Raw genomic sequence first — 17,818 nt, forward strand, 5'->3', positions numbered from 1 at the left:
CACAATTCGTTGCAACAGGGAGCTGACGGTGACGACGATAGAACGGGGAGCGAAACTTGTTGCGACCTACCTCATCGCATGCGCGGTTTTCTTCGCAGGCCAGAGCAACGCGGCCGACGACCCCCTGTTCGTAAGCAAGAGGATCACGCCGCAGGGCGAGTATACTCCCGGCATCGAAGGTCCCGCGGTCGACGCATCCGGCAACCTCTACGTTGTCAATTTTCAACAGAGCGGCAGTATCGGCAAGGTCGCGGCTGGCGCCTCGCAATCCCAGCTCTTCGCATTGCTTCCTGTGGGCAGCATCGGTAACGGCATTCGTTTCGATCGCGGCGGGCGGATGTACGTCGCTGATTTCAAGAAGCACAATGTCTGGGTCATTGAACGCGGCGAAACCACACCGCAGGTCTATTTTCATTCCGATCGGTTCAATCAGCCAAACGACCTGGCGATCGCGGCGGACGGCACGCTCTATGCCAGCGACCCGCAATTTGCATCGCCCGCGGGCGGCCAGATCTGGCGCATTACCCGCGGCGCGGACGGCAAAGGTCGCGGCGAAGTGATGTCCAGCACAAGGCGCCTCGGCGTGACCAACGGAATCGATCTGAGCCCGGACGGCGCGACGCTTTACGTCAGCGAGTCGAATTCGCGGCAGGTATGGGCCTATCGCCTCGATGGCAGCAAATTGCTCGACCCGCGGCTGGTCAGGGGTTTTGCGGATTTCGAGGTCGACGGCCTGCGTACCGACCTCGACGGCCGGATTTATCTCGCGCGGCTTTCGGCCGGTAAAATCGCCATCATCGGCGCCGATGGATCGCTCCAGCGCGAGGTGCCCCTGAACGGAAAACAGCCGACCAACCTCACCTTTGGCGGTCCTGACGGCAAAACCGTGTTCGTGACCCAAAAGGAAGGCCGCTTCATCGAGGCGTTCCGCGTGGACCGTCCCGGCCGCGAGCCATGCCTGCAAGTGCCCGGTAGGTGCTGAGACGCCGGAACGCGAAGAAACCGCTGAACGATCTTGATGCCATCATAAGGGGAAGGACGAAGAGTGGGCCAGCGCAGCATGTATATCTGGAAGCTTCGTGAAGTGGTGGCCGCGGAAGGCAGTCCGGCAGAAATTATCGCGAAAGCCAAACGGGCCAACCTTTCAGCGCTGTGGGTGAAAGTTGCGGACGGAACTTCGCGTTATGCGAATGTGAGAGATGGCGTTGCGCGCGACTTCAAGGAACTGATCCGCCTGGCGCGTGATAACGGTATCGAGATTTGGGGCTGGCAGGTCCCCCATTGCGCGACGACTGCCGTTGCGAAGAAAGAGGCGAAGCTGCTCGGCGATCTCGTTGAGGAGTTCGAACTCGACGGCATGATCATGGATGCCGAGGGAACGAGCGCATACTTTCATGGCGACCTGGCGGAAGCGAAGGCTTACGCCGCTGCGATGCGGCAAATTGCAGACAACCTCGAAAAACCGCTTGGAATATCCAGCAACGACATTCCGCAAAATATCGACGGCTGGCTGCCGAAATTCAACGAGATCGCCAAGAAGGCGCATATCAACTTCCCGCAAACCTATTATGGCGCCAGTCCCAGCGTCGCCAACCGCGTCGACCGCGCGGAGACCGGCAATGCACATTTGACGATTCCGTTCGTCCCGGTCGGCGCGGGCTTCATTGGAACGGCCGAAGGCGGCTGTGCCTCGGCGTCGGCCTGCGCCGAGCGTGCCCGGGAATTCATTCGGCTGTGCAACGCCAGAAATTACCAAGGCTACTCATTCTGGCATTGGGGCGGAGCCCCGATGACGTTGTGGGAGGTGTTGAATACCGTTCAACCCTAGATCCTCAGCGGATCGTCAATATCGACGTCACCTTCATCGTCGATGGCTGGCCATGAACCCGATCGACCCACGGACAAGCCATCTGTTACCGCACAATTGGGGCCGGCGGGTCATCCTCGCCCTCCTGCCTCCCGGCGGGTCCTCCCGCACCGCTGCAACCGCCTGTCATTGAGCCGGAACCGGAATATCCTGGGTTGTGCGGGGTAGCATGTAGCGTGAGCCCTTCGGAACAGAAGAGCCAGGCGGGCTAGGGATCAACAAAAGGGAGCAAGGGCAATGTTCGAGATTTCACGTCGCGATCTGGTCCTCGGGAGCACGGGGGCAGCGCTCGTTTTCGGCCTCAAGGCGCCGGTTTCATTCATCGGCGCGGCGCATGCGCAGCGCGCCGCGGACAGCCTCAAATACAAGGTCGGCGACATCGAGGTCTTCAGCCTGCATGACGGCAGCATCGAGCGGGTTCTGGCTGACGGCTTCGTCAAGAACGCCTCGCTCGACGACGTCAAGAAGGCTTTGACCGCCAGCGGGATCGGCCCGGACAAGTTCGATAACCCGTTCACGGTCACCGCGATCCGGACCGGCGGCAAGGTCGTGCTGTTCGACACCGGCTTCGGCGGCAACGGCCCGCCGACGGTCGGCAAGCTCGCCGACAACATGAAGGCGGCCGGCCTCGACCCGGCGACCGTCTCCACGGTGGTGATCTCGCATTTCCACCCCGATCACATCTCGGGCCTGTGGGTGAAAGAGACCAATGCGCAGGTGTTTCCGAATGCGGAAATCCTGATGCCCGAGGTGGAGTACAAGTTCTGGACCGACCCGGCGCTGGTGGAGAAGCTCCCGGAAGCTGCTCGCGGCAATGTGCGGCGCATTCAGTCCACCTTCCCGACCTGGAAGAACATCAAGCAATATGCCGACGGCGCCGAACTGGTCCCCGGCGTGCGCGCCATTGCCACGCCCGGCCACACCGTCGGCCACATGTCCTTCCTGGTGGCATCGGGCGGGCAGCAACTGTTCATCCAGAGCGACGTCACCGGTATCCATCAGTTGTTCGTCAAGAATCCCGGCTGGTTCTCGATGTTCGATGCGGATGGCCCCCAGGCGGAAGCCACGCGGCGCGCGTTCTTCGATCGCGTCATTGCCGAAAAGGGCATGATCGCCGGCTATCATTTCGGTTTCCCGAACGTCGGCACGCTGTCGAAGGACGGCAACGGCTATGCGTTCGCAGCCGTGAAGGCCTGATAGCGCGGCTGGTTTGAAACTACCGGAGGCGCCGTGCTTCGCGCGGCGCCTTTCCTCTATCCGAAATCGTCGGCTGGCCTGACACTTCAGAGTTGCAAAAGCTGACCGGCACGGCAATTGTTAGTGCCGATGCCCGCCAAGACCAGTGATACACCAGATCAACCCACCGAGACGCCGCATTATCACGGCCACCGTGAACGGCTGCGCGAGCGGTTTTACAGTGCCGGGCCGGAGGCGCTGAGCGACTATGAACTGCTGGAGATGGCGCTGTTTCCCGCTTTGCCCCGGCGCGACACCAAGCCGCTGGCGAAGGCGCTGTTGAAAAAATTCGGCTCGTTCGCCGAAGTCATTCATGCGCCGGTCGCCCGCCTGCGCGAGGTCGATGGCATCGGCGAGGCCTCGATCAACCAGATCAAGCTGCTCGCCGCGGCGGCGAGCCGGGTGGCAAAGGGCGAGATCAAGCGCAAGATCGCGCTATCGTCCTGGAACGACGTAATCGAGTACTGCCGGACCGGCATGGCGTTCGCCGACAAGGAGCAGTTTCGCCTGCTGTTCCTCGACAAACGCAACCAGTTGATCGCGGATGAAATTCAGCAGACCGGCACCATCGACCACACCCCGGTCTATCCGCGCGAGGTGATCAAGCGCGCGCTCGAACTATCGGCGACCGCGCTGATCCTGGTGCACAACCATCCCTCCGGCGATCCGACGCCCTCGCAGGCCGATATCCATATGACCAAGGCGATCGTCCAGATCGCCACCCCGCTCGGCATTTCCGTGCACGACCACATCATCGTCGGCAAGAACGGTCATTCGAGCCTCAAGGCGCTGAAGCTGATCTAGTAGGGCGTGAACCCATAAATTCAGAGGAGGAGCGCATTCCGGACTCAAGTCAGATACCGCGCAAGATCTGAAAAGTGCCGATACTGTTGAAAAAGTCGAAAATCGAGCGGCCCCAAAGATCTCGCGAATGTCAGTTTTTGGTTGTCTCTGCCGCGGGGAGCCCTTGTAAGACAAGTACGGGAGTCACTGGTCGGTTTTGCGCGAATCGATGAGGTCCCCCACGTCGCCGAGCGTTAGACGCACCAATAGTGCTGAAAAATTTCGTTCATAAGCTGAAGAGGACTTCTTCAACGGTATCTGCCAACAGGCGACATCGGAAAGAACAAAGCCTCCTATCGAGGAGACCGTAGTTAGGCGGTTGTATCCCGGCGAATTGGCCCAATCCTTTTTCGCTGATGACTGGAAATTCTCAGGACCGCTGGAGCGTGTCTCTCGCTGCGAGTTGAGGGACCTGGAGCGCAAGGGACAAAATTGGCCGAGCTTCGGAGGCACGATGTCTACAAGACGCCCCGTGTACCGTGTGACCCGATCGCAGGACCGAAAGCGAATCGTGCTGCTTCAAGAAATCCAAGTATACTACCGATTATCAACGTGCTCTCAATGCCTTGACTTGCCGGTGGTGGTGCTTTGGCGCTATGCCGTAGTGCTCGCCACCCGTGCATGCGACCAAAGGACCCAAGGTGCAGTTCCTGTTCGCCGACTACGTACTTGACCTTAATCGGCGGGAGCTCACCCGCGGCTCTGCCGCAATTGCAATTGGCCCAAGGGTGTTCGACCTGCTGGTCTACCTGGTGCAAGCCCGCGACCGCGTCGTCACCAGGGATGAACTGCTGGACACCGTGTGGAGCGGGCGCATCGTCTCTGAATCAACGCTCACCAGCCATATCAACGCGGTGCGCAAAGCGATTGGCGATAGCGGCCAGGAACAGCGCCTGATCCGAACGATTGCCCGCAAGGGCCTCCGGTTCGTGGGCGAGGTTGAGGCAAAAGGCCCCGATAGCGCCATCGTCCGAAACGCGGAGCAGGCTAACTCGAATGAGCGCCAGGAGCCGTCTCTTCCTGACAAGCCCTCGGTTGCCGTCCTGCCGTTTCAGAACCTGAGCGGTGATCCCGAGCAGGAGTACTTCGCCGATGGTGTTGTTGAGGACATCATCCTGGCCTTGTCGCGGATACGCTGGCTGTTCGTTATCGCCCGGAATTCGAGCTTCACATACAAGGGCAGGGCCGTGGATGTCCGACAGGTGGGGCGCGAATTGGGCGTGCGATATGTGCTTGAAGGCAGCGTGCGCAAAGTGGCGACAAGGGTGCGCATCACCGGGCAACTCATTGATGCGACCAATGGCGTGCATCTCTGGGCCGAGCGTTTCGAAGGCACCCTCGACGACATCTTTGAGCTGCAGGACACGGTCGCCGCAGGCGTCGTCAGTGCGATCGCGCCGCAGCTTGAGCTTGCCGAAATCGAGCGTGCGAGCCGAAAGCCGACCGAAAGCCTCCACGCCTATGACTATTACTTGCGTGGATTGACCAAATTTCACCTTGCGACCAGGGCCGGCCTCGATGAGGCATTGCCGCTATTCTACAAGGCGATCGAGCTCGATGCGGAGTTCGCCTCCGCGTATGGAATGGCGGCGTGGTGCTACTACTGGCGCAAGATGAATCGTTGGCTCAACGATCGAGAGGCAGACGGCAACGAGGCTGCGCGATTGTGCCGACACGCCGTGACGCTGGGAAAGAATGACGCGGTCGCTCTGACCAGAGGCGGGCACGCATGGCCTCATTTTGGCGGTGACCTCGAAAGTTGCGTCACCTATGTCGACAGGGCCATGGTGCTCAATCCCAATCTCTCGACGATCTGGTACCTCGGCGGGTACCAGCGAATTTCCCTCGGCAAACATGATAGTGCGATCGAATATTTCACGCGTGCCATGCGCCTCAGTCCGCTGGATCCGGAGACATTTCAAATGCAGACCGGAATCGCGATGGGGCATTTGTATTCCGGGCGATTTGATGCGGCTGTCGCCTGTTTAGAGATGGCATGGCGGGAGGTACCGAATGTGCTGCGGGTTGCGGCCTTTATGGCCGCAAGCCATGCGCTGGCAGGCCGGGAGGAAGAAGCGCGACAAGCCATGCACCACGTGCGTCGGCTCGATCCCACGCTGCGCATTGGCAAGCTCGATGACTGGCTGCTGGTCCAACCGAAGGATTTCGCGGTAGCCGTGGAAGGCCTGCGAAGAGCGGGATTGCCGGAGTAACGGCACCGCTTACTCCTGCTTCTACCCCCCGAAGGATCAGAAGATCGAAAAGCCGCGGTCCAACAGGGATGCGTCCGAATCGTCTTTGAGTTCCCGCCTGCCGGCGTCAGACAATAATCTTCGGCTATCCGGATTATCGTGTGGAATGCCGCGCGTGCGCCGTGGCCTTGACTGCTGTAGGCGCTTCCAATCCTTCGCTACCCGGATTCCTGGTGACACCGCGGGAATTTTCTGAGCGACTGCGGGCATTGGCTTACGCCTGCCGATACAGAATGATCGGAACTCCCGGAGCAAGTTGGTTCAGGAAGTCGAAGTCGCCGACATTCCCTGTCAATATGCTGGCACCGATACCCCGCGCCTGAAGATAGATGAGCGCATCGTTGAGGTATTTCCGCTCATGACCCGCACCCTTCGGCGCGCCGCTGAGACGAACGAGCTCACCCGCAAGCATTCCCGCTTCGCCCCACATTGCCGTGTCTGGAGCTTGCAAGCGATGCTGCGGAATGTCTTCAATCACATCCCGTACCGTTTGCAGAACCCCACTCGTTGAGGGGTGGGCCGGATCGAGCCGCCCGAACACATGCGTTAGTTCGGCTAGGCAGACGGCCGAGTGGTGGCAGACGCGATATGTCAGCAATTCATCGACGGCGTCCGGCGTGCGTGCCTGCAAGACGTCGAGGTAAACGCTGGTATCGAGAATTAGCGCGCCGCCGATGAGCGGCTCGTCGGATGCCCAGGCAAGCTCGGAATCCGCTCGTCGCGTCAACCGCTCCAAACGCTTGTGCGGCTTCAGCCTCCGCAACGTTCCCTGGAGATCAAATGGCAAGATCGATATCTGCCGGGACGCTTCCCTTGCGCCGGACAAGACGCGGGCCGAAATCGTCTTCGAGCGCCAAGCGCGACAACGCGAGCTCTAGAAGTTCGGTATCGGAAGATACGTGAGCCCGCTTCTTTGCCGCTTCGATCAGGCCTGCCGGCACGCGCCCGGACAAGCGCGTGTTCTTGGCCTCACCGAGCAGCCCGACGGCGCGCGCCTGCTCGAGCACGAGCCGATTGCGCTTAAGCGCAATGTGCTCCTCGGTCTCTGTCGACGTGCGGGTCCGCATAACCATGGCAATCTCCAGCGTTGAACAAAATATAACAATTGTTCAACGCCTTTGCAAGGCGGGAAATGAGGGCCTTGTCCGGTAATCGGTGCGCGACCACCGTGCACGCGCTCGCGGCTACAACATCAACCGGCGGCTTGGCCCCGACCCGGCGCGCGATGTTCAACACGAAATTCCGAATGGCCTAATCTTCAAATGAAATTGGCGCTTCCGCGCGCCGCTTGGACAAATTTCCAAGGTAAATCCAATCGCAATCCAACATGGCTGCAAGGCTTTTCGGCCAGCTTGGGCGCAATCTCCCCTCGCTTTCACAAGCAAGGCCATTGGTGGCCCGAAAGTCGAGGGAAAGTCATGAAGATTGTCATTATTGGCGGTACCGGGCTCATCGGAACGAAGCTCGCGAGCAAGCTCCGTCAGAAAGGCCACGAGGTGATCGCGGCATCTCCCAGTACGGGCGTCAACACGATCACCGGCGAGGGTCTCGACAGAGCGCTTTCGGGCGCCGAGATTGTCGTCGATGTTGCAAACTCGCCCTCCTTCGAGGACCGTGCGGTTCTGAAATTCTTCGAAACGTCAGGCCGCAATCTTCTCGCCGCCGAGGCCGCCGCCTCGGTACGCCATCATGTAGCGCTGTCCGTTGTCGGGGTCGACCGCCTTTCGGAAAACGGTTACTTCCGCGCCAAGCTGGTGCAGGAAAGCCTGATCAAGGCCTCGAAGATTTCCTACACGATCTTGCGCGCGACCCAGTTCTTCGAGTTCGTCGGCGGGATCGTCGATTCTTCTGCTGATGGACAAATCGTCAGGCTGTCGCCTGCCCTGTTTCAGCCCGTGGCTTCGGACGACGTCGCTGCCGCCCTGGCCGACGTCACGCTCGGCGGTCCGGTCAACGGCATCGTTGAGCTGGCCGGACCGGAACCGTTCACTCTCGATGACTTCGCCCGGCAATATCTGACGGCGACAAAGGACCCGCGCAAGGTCGTCGCCGACATCCATGCTCGCTATTTCGGAGCAGAACTAGACGATCGGTCTCTCACGCCGGGCCAGAATCCCCGGCTCGGCGCCGTGCGTTTCGAGGACTGGCTGGCCGGGCTCCGCCAGTGACGGGCACGACCAAGGCCCGCAAATCGATACTCACGACGCCCGGCGCATCGCGAGCAAGACAGGGCCCGCGCGTCTGCTTGCCGTTTCGTCGTGGATAGCGACGAAAAGAACCTGACCATTCCGGATCATGACGACTAGCGGGAGCTGCTCGTCATACCGTACCCGGCCTCCCTAGCCCGAGGACAAAACCATGAGTAAGCCGATCTTGCGCGATTCCTCGCATGAGGATCCGTCGGCGGCGTCTGAGGCGCGCCAACACCAGTCGCCCGATGCCGACCGGCGCCCTGCCGATGTGGAGATGGCGCGCGTGCTCAGGACCGCGCCCCTTCGCATGGCCTCCGACCCGTCCAGCGGCGCAATCGCCTATTGGAAACATGAGCCCGTGCACGACGTCGTCGAGCCCATGGCTGATCACGTCATCATGACTTACCCCGCCGGCTCGCAGCGCCTGGAGCGGCGCACCGGGAGATCAGCCGCGATTGCAACGGCGCGTCCCGGGGGTGTGACGATCATTCCGGCCGGTTCGACCTCCCGGTGGGACATTCACAAGCCCATGCATGTCGTTCAGCTCTACCTTCCGCACAGAACGCTCGAACGTGTTGCCGGCGAAGCCGACCTGGCCGCTCCCGGCGATCTCCTGGAAAGAACGGGGCACACCGACCTCATTACATCCCGATTGCTCATGAGTGCGGCGGATGCGCTTGAGGGCAGCGCGGCGTTGGATGCCCTGTTCAGGCAGCAACTGACGGATCTTTTGGCCAACCGTCTACTGGCCGCGCACGCCGGCTCGCCGATCGTGTCCCCGCCGGTCGTGGGCGGCCTCGCGCCGATGGCACTGCTCCGCGCCATCGAACGCCTGCGTTCCGATAGCGATGCGGACGTCTCGCTCGCAGCGCTCGCTTCGGATGCTGGACTGTCGCGCTTCCACTTCTGCCGTGCCTTCAAGGAAAGCACCGGGCTTTCGCCGCATGCCTGGCTGCGCCAGCACCGACTCGAGCAGGCCATGAACATGCTGCGCGACACCGACGCGTCGGTCGTGTCGGTTGCCGCCGCGCTTGGTTATGCCTCCCAGACCGCCTTCGCTGCGGCGTTCAGGCGGCTGACCGGAGAAACCCCGAGCGATTGGCGACGACGCTTTCGGTAACAGCAATCGCTCTGCGATGGCAGCAATCGCGCTGGCGCAGCCGCAGGACTGGTTCGCTAAGACATCACGGAGCATTCGCCAACACCAGGGAAGACAAGAAAATGGTCAGGAACAAATCCATCAGCCAGCTTGCAAGTACTTCGCGCAGGAAAGTGCTCGCAAGCGCGCTCATTTACGCGACTTCGCTCACCGTCCGCTCCTCTTCGGCGACCGGCAAGGAAAAAGACTCTTCGACATTCCCCGCTCAAAGGACTGATCCCATGACCTCCGTCACCACCAAGGATGGCGTACAGATCTTCTACAAGGACTGGGGGCCGAAATCCGCCCAGCCCATCGTCTTTCACCACGGCTGGCCGCTGAGCTCCGACGACTGGGAGACGCAGATGCTCTTCTTCGTCGGCAAGGGCTATCGCGTCATCGCCCATGATCGCCGCGGTCACGGTCGCTCAAGCCAGGTGAGCGATGGCCACGACATGGATCACTATGCCGCCGATGCCGCGGCGGTCGTCGAGCACCTCGATCTTCGCAACGCCATTCACGTCGGCCATTCCACCGGCGGCGGCCAAGCCGCGCGCTACGTCGCGCGTCACGGCAAGGATCGCGTCGCAAAACTGGTACTGATCAGCGCCGTGCCGCCGTTGATGCTTAAGACGGAAGCCAATCCCGGCGGCCTGCCGATCGAAGTGTTCGACGGCCTACGCAAGCAGCTCGCCGCCGGCAGATCGCAGTTCTATCTCGATTTCGCCAGCGGCCCGTTCTACGGCTTCAACCGGCCGGGCGCCAAGGCATCGGATGCAATCATCTGGAATTGGTGGCGCCAAGGCATGATGGGCGGCGCCAACGCGCACTATGACGGGATCAAGGCGTTCTCGGAAACGGACTTCACCGAGGACCTGAAGAGCATCACTGTGCCCACGCTCGTCCTGCACGGTGACGACGACCAGATCGTGCCCGTCGCCGATTCTGCGCCGCTGTCGGCGAAGCTGCTGAAGCGCAGCACTCTCAAAATCTACGAGGGGCTGCCGCACGGTATGTGCACGACCCATGCCGACCTCATCAACGCCGAGCTGCTCTCGTTCATCGCGGCCTAGCGCCTTCGCTTACGTCTTTTCATCGAAAACACTCAAAACCAGGAGCAAACCACATGCGACTAGTCATCATCGGCGCCGGCTTCGCCGGCATGTACGCTGCACTTTCCGCCGCCCGCCTGCGCGACATCCAGGGCGTTTCGCCCGAAGAACTCGAAATCGCACTGATCGCACCGGAGCCGACGCTGGTGGTCCGCCCGCGGCTTTACGAACCGAAGCCCGAAACCCTGACCGCGCCGCTGCTTGACGTCCTCAAGGCGATCGATGTCGACTACATTCAGGGCAGCGCCGAGACGATCAACACCGATGCTCGAACGGTGCAGATCACGACTCCAAAGGGCCCGCGAAAGACTCTGTCCTACGACCGTCTCGTGGTGGCCACCGGCAGCCGCCTCTTCCGCCCCAACATTCCGGGCCTTGCCGATCACGGCTTCAGTGTTGACTCGCTCGATGACGCAATCGCGCTCGACAAGCATCTACACAGCCTGGCCGACCGGCCGGCCATCAACGGGCGCGATACAGTCGTCGTCGCCGGCGGCGGCTTCACCGGCATCGAGGCAGCAACGGAGCTGCCCGCGCGCTTGCGCGAAATCCTTGGCAAGGACGCCAAGACACGCGTGATCATCGTCGACCGCAACAGTGCGATCGCTCCCGACATGGGCGAAGGCCCTCGCCCAGTGATCGAGGAAGCGTTGCGCAAGCTCGGCGTAGAGACCCGGCTCGGAGCCGGCGTCGCCTCGCTCGACAAATCCGGCGTCACCCTGTCGACCGGCGAACACATCGAAACCGAGACAGTGGTCTGGGCGGCCGGCATCCGCGCCGCGCCGTTGACGGCGCAGATTCCCACCGAGCGCGACAGTTTCGGCCGGCTGCTGGTGGATCGCGATCTGCGCGTGCCGGGTGTCGCCGGCGTCTTTGCCACCGGCGATGCTGCGCGGGCCGCATGCGACGACGAAGGCAACTACGCGCTGATGTCGTGCCAGCACGCCACGCGTATGGGCGCCTTTGCCGGCAACAATGCCGCCGCCGAACTCCTGGGCGTTTCGACCAGGCCGTATCACCAGAAGGCCTACGTCACCTGCCTCGACCTCGGCGAAGCCGGCGCTCTGTTCACGCGCGGCTGGGAACGCAAGGTCGAGATGGTCGGCGACGTCGCCAAGAAGACCAAGCAGGAGATCAATACTGTCTGGATCTACCCGCCCCGCGCCGAGCGCGCCGCGGCGCTCGCATCGGCCGATCCGGAGCGCGTGACCAATCTCTAGACACCCCAAGCGATGGCGGCCGCGCTCCCCTGGCTGCGCGGTCTGCTCAACCAAGACCAGCCAGAACCAAGACCAACCAGGCACCTTTACCATGAAACAGGAGACGATCATGAACCTGCACAATACCTCATACCCCGTTACATCGGGACCCGAAGAGCTCGTTCCGTCGCGCTACGCGCTGAAGGTAGGCGACATTGACGTGCTGGTGGTCAGCGATGGAGTGCTGCCGCTCCCAACCCAAATGTTGGGACACAACGCCGACCCGGCCGACCGCGCGGCCTGGCTGAAAGACATGTTCCTGCCGCAGGACGCGTTCGACTGGGCGCTGAACGTGGTCGTGGTGCGTAGCGGCGGCAAGACCATCCTCATTGACGCTGGACTAGGGTCCGATCCGGACTTGAACTTGCCGCGGGCCGGCCAGTTGATCAAGCGACTGGAGGCCGCCGGCATCGATCTCGGGTCCGTGACCGATCTTGTGCTGACCCACATGCACATGGACCACATTGGCGGGCTGCTCGTCGAGGGGGTGAAGGAGCGACTGCGTAAAGACCTGCGGATCCACGTGGCGGCCGCCGAGGTCAAGTTCTGGGAGTCGCCCGATTTCTCCCACACCTCCATGCCGCAGGGTTTCCCGGATGCGCTTCGGTCGGCCGCCAAGCGGTTCGTGAGCGAGTACGGGAGCAACCTGCGGACGTTCGATGAGGAGCAAGAGATTGCGCCGGGCGTGGTCGCCCGTCGCACCGGCGGTCACACTCCCGGGCACAGCGTGGTCCGCGTGGCGTCCGGCGATGACGGGCTGACGTTCGCCGGCGACGCCGTGTTTACTGTCGGGTTCGAGCAGCCCGACTGGCACAACGGTTTCGAACACGACCCCGAAGAGGCGGCGCGCGTTCGGGTCCGTCTTTTGCGGGAGCTGGCTAAGAGCGGCGAGATGCTGGTGGCCACTCACCTGCCGTTCCCGTCCATCGGACGGGTGGCGGCCGACGGCGACGCCTTCCGTTTCGTACCGGTCTTCTGGGACTACTGACCGCTCGTTGGGTTAAGGCCGAACCAGGGCGCGCGCATGAGTTCGCGCCCTGGTTCAATACCTCGCAACCACTGAGCCGCTGAAACCGAAGCGGTCGCTTAATGCCCGCTTTGACCAACTTCCAACTTTACAGATGAGTCGAACGAACATGCAGAACGAAAAAGTCATGATCATAACGGGCGGCAGCTCTGGCATCGGTCGGGCGGCCGCGCTCCGTTTTGCCAACCAAGGCGACAAGGTCCTCATCACCGGCCGCCGCGCCGGCCCCGTCGAGCAAACGGTGGCGGCGCATAAGAATATCGCGGGCATCGTTGCGAATACCGCCTCTGCTGAAGACGCCAGGCGGACCATCGCCACGGCGGTCGACAAGTGGGGCCGAGTGGATGCGCTCGTCAACAACGCCGGCGCGGGCGCCATCCTTCCGTTATCGGATGCGACAGCCGATCGGATCACAGACATCTTTTCCGTCAATGTGCTCGGTCCGAGCCTGCTGGCCCGCGCCGCCCTTCCTCACCTGAAGGCGACGCAGGGCACCATCATCAACATCTCCTCGACCTTCGGTCACCGGCCGGCGGCGGGACTATCCCACTACGCCGCCAGCAAGGCGGCGCTGGAACACCTGACCCGCTGCTGGGCGCTCGAACTCGCGCCGCTCGGAATAAGGGTGAATGCGGTCGCGGCCGGGCCCACGGAAACCGGCGCCTTGACCGGGATGATGGGGCTATCTGCGGAACAGGCAGAAGCCGTCAAGGAAGACGAGCGCGCACGGATTCCACTCGGTCGGCGCGGCGTTCCCGACGACGTCGCGGAATGGATTGTCCAGCTTGCGGGCCCCGCCTCGCAATGGCTGACGGGCCAGGTTCTCGCCGTCGATGGCGGCTTGGGACTGGCTTAGTTTCCAAGCTGCCGTGCGGTCCGACCTGAACGAAAGGCTCACGCACTGACATCGAAGCTGATCTGGCGAAGTCTGCTTTGTGGCAGAGCGGACCTTGTTGCGCACATCATGCGTGATGAGTGGCACCGTGCAGGAGTCATCGGGCGATCTCCGTCAAGGTTCCGGTAATAGACATCGCGCCTCAGGGCGAACGAAATAAGATCTGGAAATAGTTGTCGCATGCGCCATCGTGCTTTTATTGGCCGGGTGCTATTGAAACAAGTCAGCACCGGGCCAAATGGAGTGGATGTTTGCCCAAATAGGCAAATTGCTATGCAGGCCGGAAGGGGATACGGCTGATCCAGCGTACTGCTAGCGCTCAATGATCGCCTATCCCAGCGAGCCGATCAGCATCGTGCCGCTGTAAGACCCCGCACGACGAAACCGCGACCGGCGATACTAAAATCAGGTGATCGCAACGCGAAGTTGCGCTAGTATCCACGTGTCGAACATCTCGCCCGCGTGCCGTCGCGTCGAGGAAACCGACAAACCAACGTCGGGCAGGTTTTCGCATCGGAGGACCGTCATGACCAATACTTCAGGTACGATCGGAGATCCCCAGGCCGGTTCGGATACGGCGCCACTACGTGCCAAGTCGGGCTGGATCATCGCACTCGGCGTCGTCTATCTCATCGCAGGATTTATCGCGCTTGGCAGCGTTGCGATGGCTACCGTCGCGAGCGTCCTCATCGTCGGCGTGATGATGATCATCGCCGGCGTCGCCGAAGTGTTCAGCGCTTTCCAGATCAAGAGCTGGGGCAAATTCCTGCTCTGGGCCCTGCTCGGCGTGCTCTACATTCTCGCGGGCTTCGTCACGTTCCAGAATCCGCTGCTCGCGGCCGTGCTGCTCACCCTCATTCTCGGCGCAGCGCTGGTGGCCTCGGGCATCATGCGGATCTTCCTGGCCTTCAGCATGAAGCGGGAAACACCCTGGATCTGGGTGGCGCTGTCAGGCGTGATCACGCTGCTGCTCGGCTTGCTGATCCTGGTGCGCTGGCCGGTCTCGAGCCTTTACATCCTCGGCCTGTTCCTCGGCATCGATCTCATCATCGCCGGCGCAGGCTGGATCGGAATAGGCTTCGGCCTGCGCCGCGCTCGTTGACGTGGTGGTGACGACTGCGCGCGACGCAGTCGATCGACGATTAGGAGGCACCCATGCGCTGGATCTACCTCGCCGTCATCATCCTGTTCGCCGCCGCGACGATCATCTTTGCCGTGCAGAACTTCGAGATTGTCACCATGTCCTTCCTCGGCATCAATGCCCGCGTGCCGCTCGCGCTGCTGGTCGCCGTCGCCTACCTCCTTGGCGCGGTGACGGGCGGCAGCCTGTACGCGCTGCTGCGTCGATCCTACGAAGGGTCCAGACGAAGCATTGTCGGCTCGTCCTGACCTAGGGCACCGTTTCATCTCCGGCCGAGGAGGATGAAGATGGCAGAAACCGCGCGCGAACCGGTCCTGGTGGATCTCGCCTTGCAAGGCGGCGGCTCTCACGGCGCGTTCACCTGGGGCGTGCTCGATCGGCTTATCGAGGAGCAGTGGCTGCGGATCGAGGCGATCTCCGGCACGTCGGCGGGCGCGATGAACGCAGCGCTGGTGGCGGACGGATGGACGCAAGGCGGCGCCGAAGGCGCGCGGGCGGCGCTCGATACCTATTGGCGGCGGGTGTCTCAGGCTGCGGCGTTGAGCCCGCTGCAGCGTTCGCCGCTTGACCGCCTGATGGGCCGCTGGACGCTCGACACCTCGCCCGCCTATATCGCCATGGACCTGATGGCCCGCGTGGTTTCGCCCTATGATCTCAATCCGCTTGGCCACAACCCGCTGCGCGCGCTCCTCGCCGACAGCATCGATTTCGACCGGCTGGCCCGCGCACCGATCAGGCTGTTCGTTACCGCGACCAATGTGCGCACCGGTCGCGGCCGCATCTTCCGCAACAAGGAGATCACCGCCGACGTCCTGCTTGCATCGGCCTGCCTGCCGACCATGTTCCATGCGATCGAGATCGACGGCGAACCTTACTGGGACGGCGGCTATGCCGGCAATCCGACGCTGACGCCGCTGGTGCGCGAAAGCGACGCGCGTGACACCATTCTGGTGCAGATCAATCCGCGCGAACGGCCGGAGCCGCCGCGCACGGCAAATGAAATCCTCAACCGGCTCAACGAGATTTCCTTCAACTCGCCGCTGATGAAGGAATTGCGCATGATGGCGCTGCTGCGCCAGGTGGCGGACCCCGGACACGGCGAGGGCGCGCGCTGGGCCGGTATGCGCACGCACCGGATCATGACCGACGCGCTCACAGAGTTCGGCGCGTCGTCGAAGCTCAACGCCGAGTGGGCGTTCGTCTCGCTGCTGAAGGAAGAGGGCCGCAAGAGTGCCGACGCATTCCTTGAGGCCCACGGCGAGGATATCGGCAAGCAATCCACGACCGATCTCGACGCGCTGCTCGCGGAATGCTGAGGCCATGACGGCGTCCGGGCTTCTCGGCATCCTGATCGGGCTCAGTCTTTTGATCGCGTTCGCGTTCCGGGGCTGGAGCGTGTTGCTGCTTGCGCCGCTCGCCGCCGTGATCGCAGCGCTGTTCTCCCGCGAGCCGCTGCTCGCCCACTGGACCCAGACCTTCATGCCCAGCGCGGCGGGCTTTCTGGCGCAGTTCTTTCCGCTGTTTCTGCTTGGCGCGCTGTTCGGCAAGCTGATGGAGGACAGCGGCTCGGTCGCCGCGATCGCGAACTTCACGACCGAGCGGCTCGGCCCGCAGCGGGCCGTGCTGGCGGTCGTGCTCGCCGGGGCGCTCGTCACCTATGGCGGCGTCAGCCTGTTCGTCGCCTTCTTCGTGCTGGCGCCGATGGCGCAGGAGCTGTTTCGTGCGGCCGGAAATCCCGCGGCGTCTGATGCCGGCGGCCATCGTGCTCGGCACCTCGACCTTCACCATGTCGGCACTGCCCGGCACGCCGTCGATCCAGAACGCGATTCCGATGCCGTTCTTCGGCACCACGCCCTTTGCCGCGCCCGGCCTCGGCATCCTGGCATCGCTGATCATGCTCGGCTTCGGCCTGTGGTGGCTCCATCGCCAGGAGGCGATCGCAAAGCGAAATGGCGAAGGCTTCGGCGAGGGCGCGCCGATGCCGTCCGACCGTCTCGCCACCGACGAAAAATTACGCGAACGCGCCACCACCGCGCGCGAGTTCGATCCGGCGGAGATCGTGCACGGTGAGGTGACCGACCTGCTGCCTCCGGCCATGCTCGCCGCGCTGCCCCTTATCATGGTGATGGTCGTCAATCTCGCGATGTCGCTGCTCATCCTGCCGGCACTCGACACCCGTTTTCTCGCCGAAGTTCGCTGGGGTGGGACGTCGCTTGCCGCTGTCGGTGGCGTGTGGGCGGTGATCACAGCGCTTGCCTGCGCGATTCTGACCGTGCTCGCGGTGAGCCATCGGCGGCTGCCGGCGCTGCGCGCGACCATGGACGCCGGCGCCAACGCCTCGGTATTGCCGGCGATGAGCGTGGCGAGCCTGGTCGGCTTTGGCGCCGTGGTGGCGGCGATGCCTGCCTTCACGGTGGTGCGCGACGCCGTGCTCGGCATCGGCGGTGGACCGCTGGTATCGCTGGCAGTCGCCACCAACGTGCTCGCAGCCTTGACCGGCTCGGCGTCGGGCGGGCTGACCATCGCGCTCGACGCGCTCGGAGCGACCTACGTGACGCGCGCAGCGGAGATCGGACTCGATCCCGCGCTGCTGCATCGCGTGGCGGTGATCGGTTCGGGTACGCTCGACAGCCTGCCTCATAACGGCGCGGTCGTCACGCTGCTCGCCGTCTGCGGATCGACGCACCGGGACAGCTATCGCGACATCGTCATGGTCGGTATCGTCGGCGCGCTCATCGCCCTCACTGCTGTCATCGCGCTTGGCTCGGTTATAGGATCGTTCTGAGCATCAGCACGGCTGTTGTCTCAACTGACTGATGATTGCCGCACGCGAATACCTGATGCCGCAGCGATCAT

General features: G+C 62.6%; 16 protein-coding genes and 1 pseudogene. 15 read left to right on the top strand and 2 right to left on the bottom strand.

All coding sequences use genetic code 11. From position 1 onward, the window contains the following. Nucleotides 1-28 precede the first annotated feature (28 nt). The 5 genes from V1286_RS31950 (at nt 29) to V1286_RS31970 (ending at nt 6,159) form a co-directional block, all read left to right on the top strand. A complete protein-coding gene (locus V1286_RS31950) occupies nt 29-982 on the top strand; it encodes an SMP-30/gluconolactonase/LRE family protein (RefSeq protein ID WP_334486581.1) in 954 nt (317 codons plus the stop codon). Between the two features lie 63 nt (nt 983-1,045). Further along, nucleotides 1,046-1,828, top strand: a complete 783-nt coding sequence (locus V1286_RS31955; protein ID WP_334486584.1) for a hypothetical protein — start codon at nt 1,046-1,048, stop codon at nt 1,826-1,828. Nucleotides 1,829-2,104: 276 nt separating this feature from the next. Continuing rightward, nucleotides 2,105-3,064, top strand: coding sequence for an MBL fold metallo-hydrolase (locus tag V1286_RS31960; protein WP_334486586.1), 960 nt, complete (start codon nt 2,105-2,107; stop codon nt 3,062-3,064). Between the two features lie 129 nt (nt 3,065-3,193). Continuing rightward, nucleotides 3,194-3,907 (top strand): RadC family protein, encoded by a 714-nt coding sequence (gene radC, locus V1286_RS31965; protein WP_334486588.1) that lies wholly within the window; start codon nt 3,194-3,196, stop codon nt 3,905-3,907. A 680-nt stretch (nt 3,908-4,587) separates the two neighbouring features. Beyond that, a complete protein-coding gene (locus tag V1286_RS31970) occupies nt 4,588-6,159 on the top strand; it encodes a winged helix-turn-helix domain-containing tetratricopeptide repeat protein (RefSeq protein ID WP_334486591.1) in 1,572 nt (523 codons plus the stop codon). Nucleotides 6,160-6,412: 253 nt separating this feature from the next. Here the strand turns inward: V1286_RS31970 and V1286_RS31975 are convergent, their stop codons facing one another. Together V1286_RS31975 and V1286_RS31980 are read right to left on the bottom strand one after the other, a co-directional pair. After that, a complete protein-coding gene (locus tag V1286_RS31975) occupies nt 6,413-6,985 on the bottom strand; it encodes a type II toxin-antitoxin system VapC family toxin (RefSeq protein WP_334486594.1) in 573 nt (190 codons plus the stop codon). Next, complete coding sequence (locus tag V1286_RS31980) at nt 6,975-7,271, bottom strand: hypothetical protein (RefSeq protein ID WP_334486597.1); 297 nt, start codon at nt 7,269-7,271, stop codon at nt 6,975-6,977. Before V1286_RS31980 ends, V1286_RS31975 begins: the two co-directional genes overlap by 11 nt. A gap of 345 nt (nt 7,272-7,616) precedes the next feature. On the opposite strand from V1286_RS31980, the gene V1286_RS31985 reads away from it, so the two are divergent. From V1286_RS31985 to V1286_RS32030, 10 genes and pseudogenes are all read left to right on the top strand, one after another. Beyond that, on the top strand, nt 7,617-8,366 hold the full coding sequence (locus V1286_RS31985) for an SDR family oxidoreductase (protein ID WP_334490037.1): 750 nt from the start codon (nt 7,617-7,619) through the stop codon (nt 8,364-8,366). Between the two features lie 190 nt (nt 8,367-8,556). After that, nucleotides 8,557-9,510, top strand: a complete 954-nt coding sequence (locus V1286_RS31990; protein WP_334486599.1) for a helix-turn-helix transcriptional regulator — start codon at nt 8,557-8,559, stop codon at nt 9,508-9,510. Nucleotides 9,511-9,770: 260 nt separating this feature from the next. Further along, nucleotides 9,771-10,601 (top strand): alpha/beta fold hydrolase, encoded by an 831-nt coding sequence (locus tag V1286_RS31995; protein ID WP_334486602.1) that lies wholly within the window; start codon nt 9,771-9,773, stop codon nt 10,599-10,601. Between the two features lie 53 nt (nt 10,602-10,654). Further along, a complete protein-coding gene (locus tag V1286_RS32000) occupies nt 10,655-11,860 on the top strand; it encodes an NAD(P)/FAD-dependent oxidoreductase (protein ID WP_334486604.1) in 1,206 nt (401 codons plus the stop codon). A gap of 109 nt (nt 11,861-11,969) precedes the next feature. Beyond that, nucleotides 11,970-12,887 carry an MBL fold metallo-hydrolase gene (locus V1286_RS32005; RefSeq protein ID WP_334486607.1) on the top strand — a complete coding sequence of 306 codons (918 nt, stop codon included), beginning with the start codon at nt 11,970-11,972 and terminating at the stop codon, nt 12,885-12,887. Nucleotides 12,888-13,035: 148 nt separating this feature from the next. Beyond that, nucleotides 13,036-13,782 (top strand): SDR family NAD(P)-dependent oxidoreductase, encoded by a 747-nt coding sequence (locus V1286_RS32010; RefSeq protein WP_334486609.1) that lies wholly within the window; start codon nt 13,036-13,038, stop codon nt 13,780-13,782. 565 nt (nt 13,783-14,347) lie between these two features. Beyond that, nucleotides 14,348-14,923, top strand: a complete 576-nt coding sequence (locus V1286_RS32015; protein ID WP_334486611.1) for an HdeD family acid-resistance protein — start codon at nt 14,348-14,350, stop codon at nt 14,921-14,923. 53 nt (nt 14,924-14,976) lie between these two features. Then, the gene (locus V1286_RS32020; protein ID WP_108512376.1) at nt 14,977-15,210 is read left to right on the top strand and encodes a LapA family protein; all 234 of its coding nucleotides are present in this window, start codon (nt 14,977-14,979) and stop codon (nt 15,208-15,210) included. Between the two features lie 39 nt (nt 15,211-15,249). Next, nucleotides 15,250-16,278 carry a patatin-like phospholipase family protein gene (locus V1286_RS32025; RefSeq protein WP_334486616.1) on the top strand — a complete coding sequence of 343 codons (1,029 nt, stop codon included), beginning with the start codon at nt 15,250-15,252 and terminating at the stop codon, nt 16,276-16,278. A 4-nt stretch (nt 16,279-16,282) separates the two neighbouring features. Next, nucleotides 16,283-17,747: pseudogene (locus V1286_RS32030) on the top strand (GntP family permease). The last annotated feature ends 71 nt before the right edge of the window (nt 17,748-17,818 follow it).

The sequence above is a fragment of the Bradyrhizobium algeriense genome (assembly GCF_036924595.1).
Lineage (GTDB): Bacteria > Pseudomonadota > Alphaproteobacteria > Rhizobiales > Xanthobacteraceae > Bradyrhizobium > Bradyrhizobium algeriense.

Coding starts and splice junctions, on each gene's coding strand:
- V1286_RS31960 (WP_334486586.1), top strand. CDS start 2,105: ATGTTCGAGATTTCACGTCGCGATCTGGTCCTCGGGAGCACGGGGGCA.
- radC (WP_334486588.1), top strand. CDS start 3,194: ATGCCCGCCAAGACCAGTGATACACCAGATCAACCCACCGAGACGCCG.
- V1286_RS31980 (WP_334486597.1), bottom strand. CDS start 7,271: ATGGTTATGCGGACCCGCACGTCGACAGAGACCGAGGAGCACATTGCG.
- V1286_RS31985 (WP_334490037.1), top strand. CDS start 7,617: ATGAAGATTGTCATTATTGGCGGTACCGGGCTCATCGGAACGAAGCTC.
- V1286_RS31990 (WP_334486599.1), top strand. CDS start 8,557: ATGAGTAAGCCGATCTTGCGCGATTCCTCGCATGAGGATCCGTCGGCG.
- V1286_RS31995 (WP_334486602.1), top strand. CDS start 9,771: ATGACCTCCGTCACCACCAAGGATGGCGTACAGATCTTCTACAAGGAC.
- V1286_RS32000 (WP_334486604.1), top strand. CDS start 10,655: ATGCGACTAGTCATCATCGGCGCCGGCTTCGCCGGCATGTACGCTGCA.
- V1286_RS32005 (WP_334486607.1), top strand. CDS start 11,970: ATGAACCTGCACAATACCTCATACCCCGTTACATCGGGACCCGAAGAG.
- V1286_RS32010 (WP_334486609.1), top strand. CDS start 13,036: ATGCAGAACGAAAAAGTCATGATCATAACGGGCGGCAGCTCTGGCATC.
- V1286_RS32015 (WP_334486611.1), top strand. CDS start 14,348: ATGACCAATACTTCAGGTACGATCGGAGATCCCCAGGCCGGTTCGGAT.
- V1286_RS32020 (WP_108512376.1), top strand. CDS start 14,977: ATGCGCTGGATCTACCTCGCCGTCATCATCCTGTTCGCCGCCGCGACG.
- V1286_RS32025 (WP_334486616.1), top strand. CDS start 15,250: ATGGCAGAAACCGCGCGCGAACCGGTCCTGGTGGATCTCGCCTTGCAA.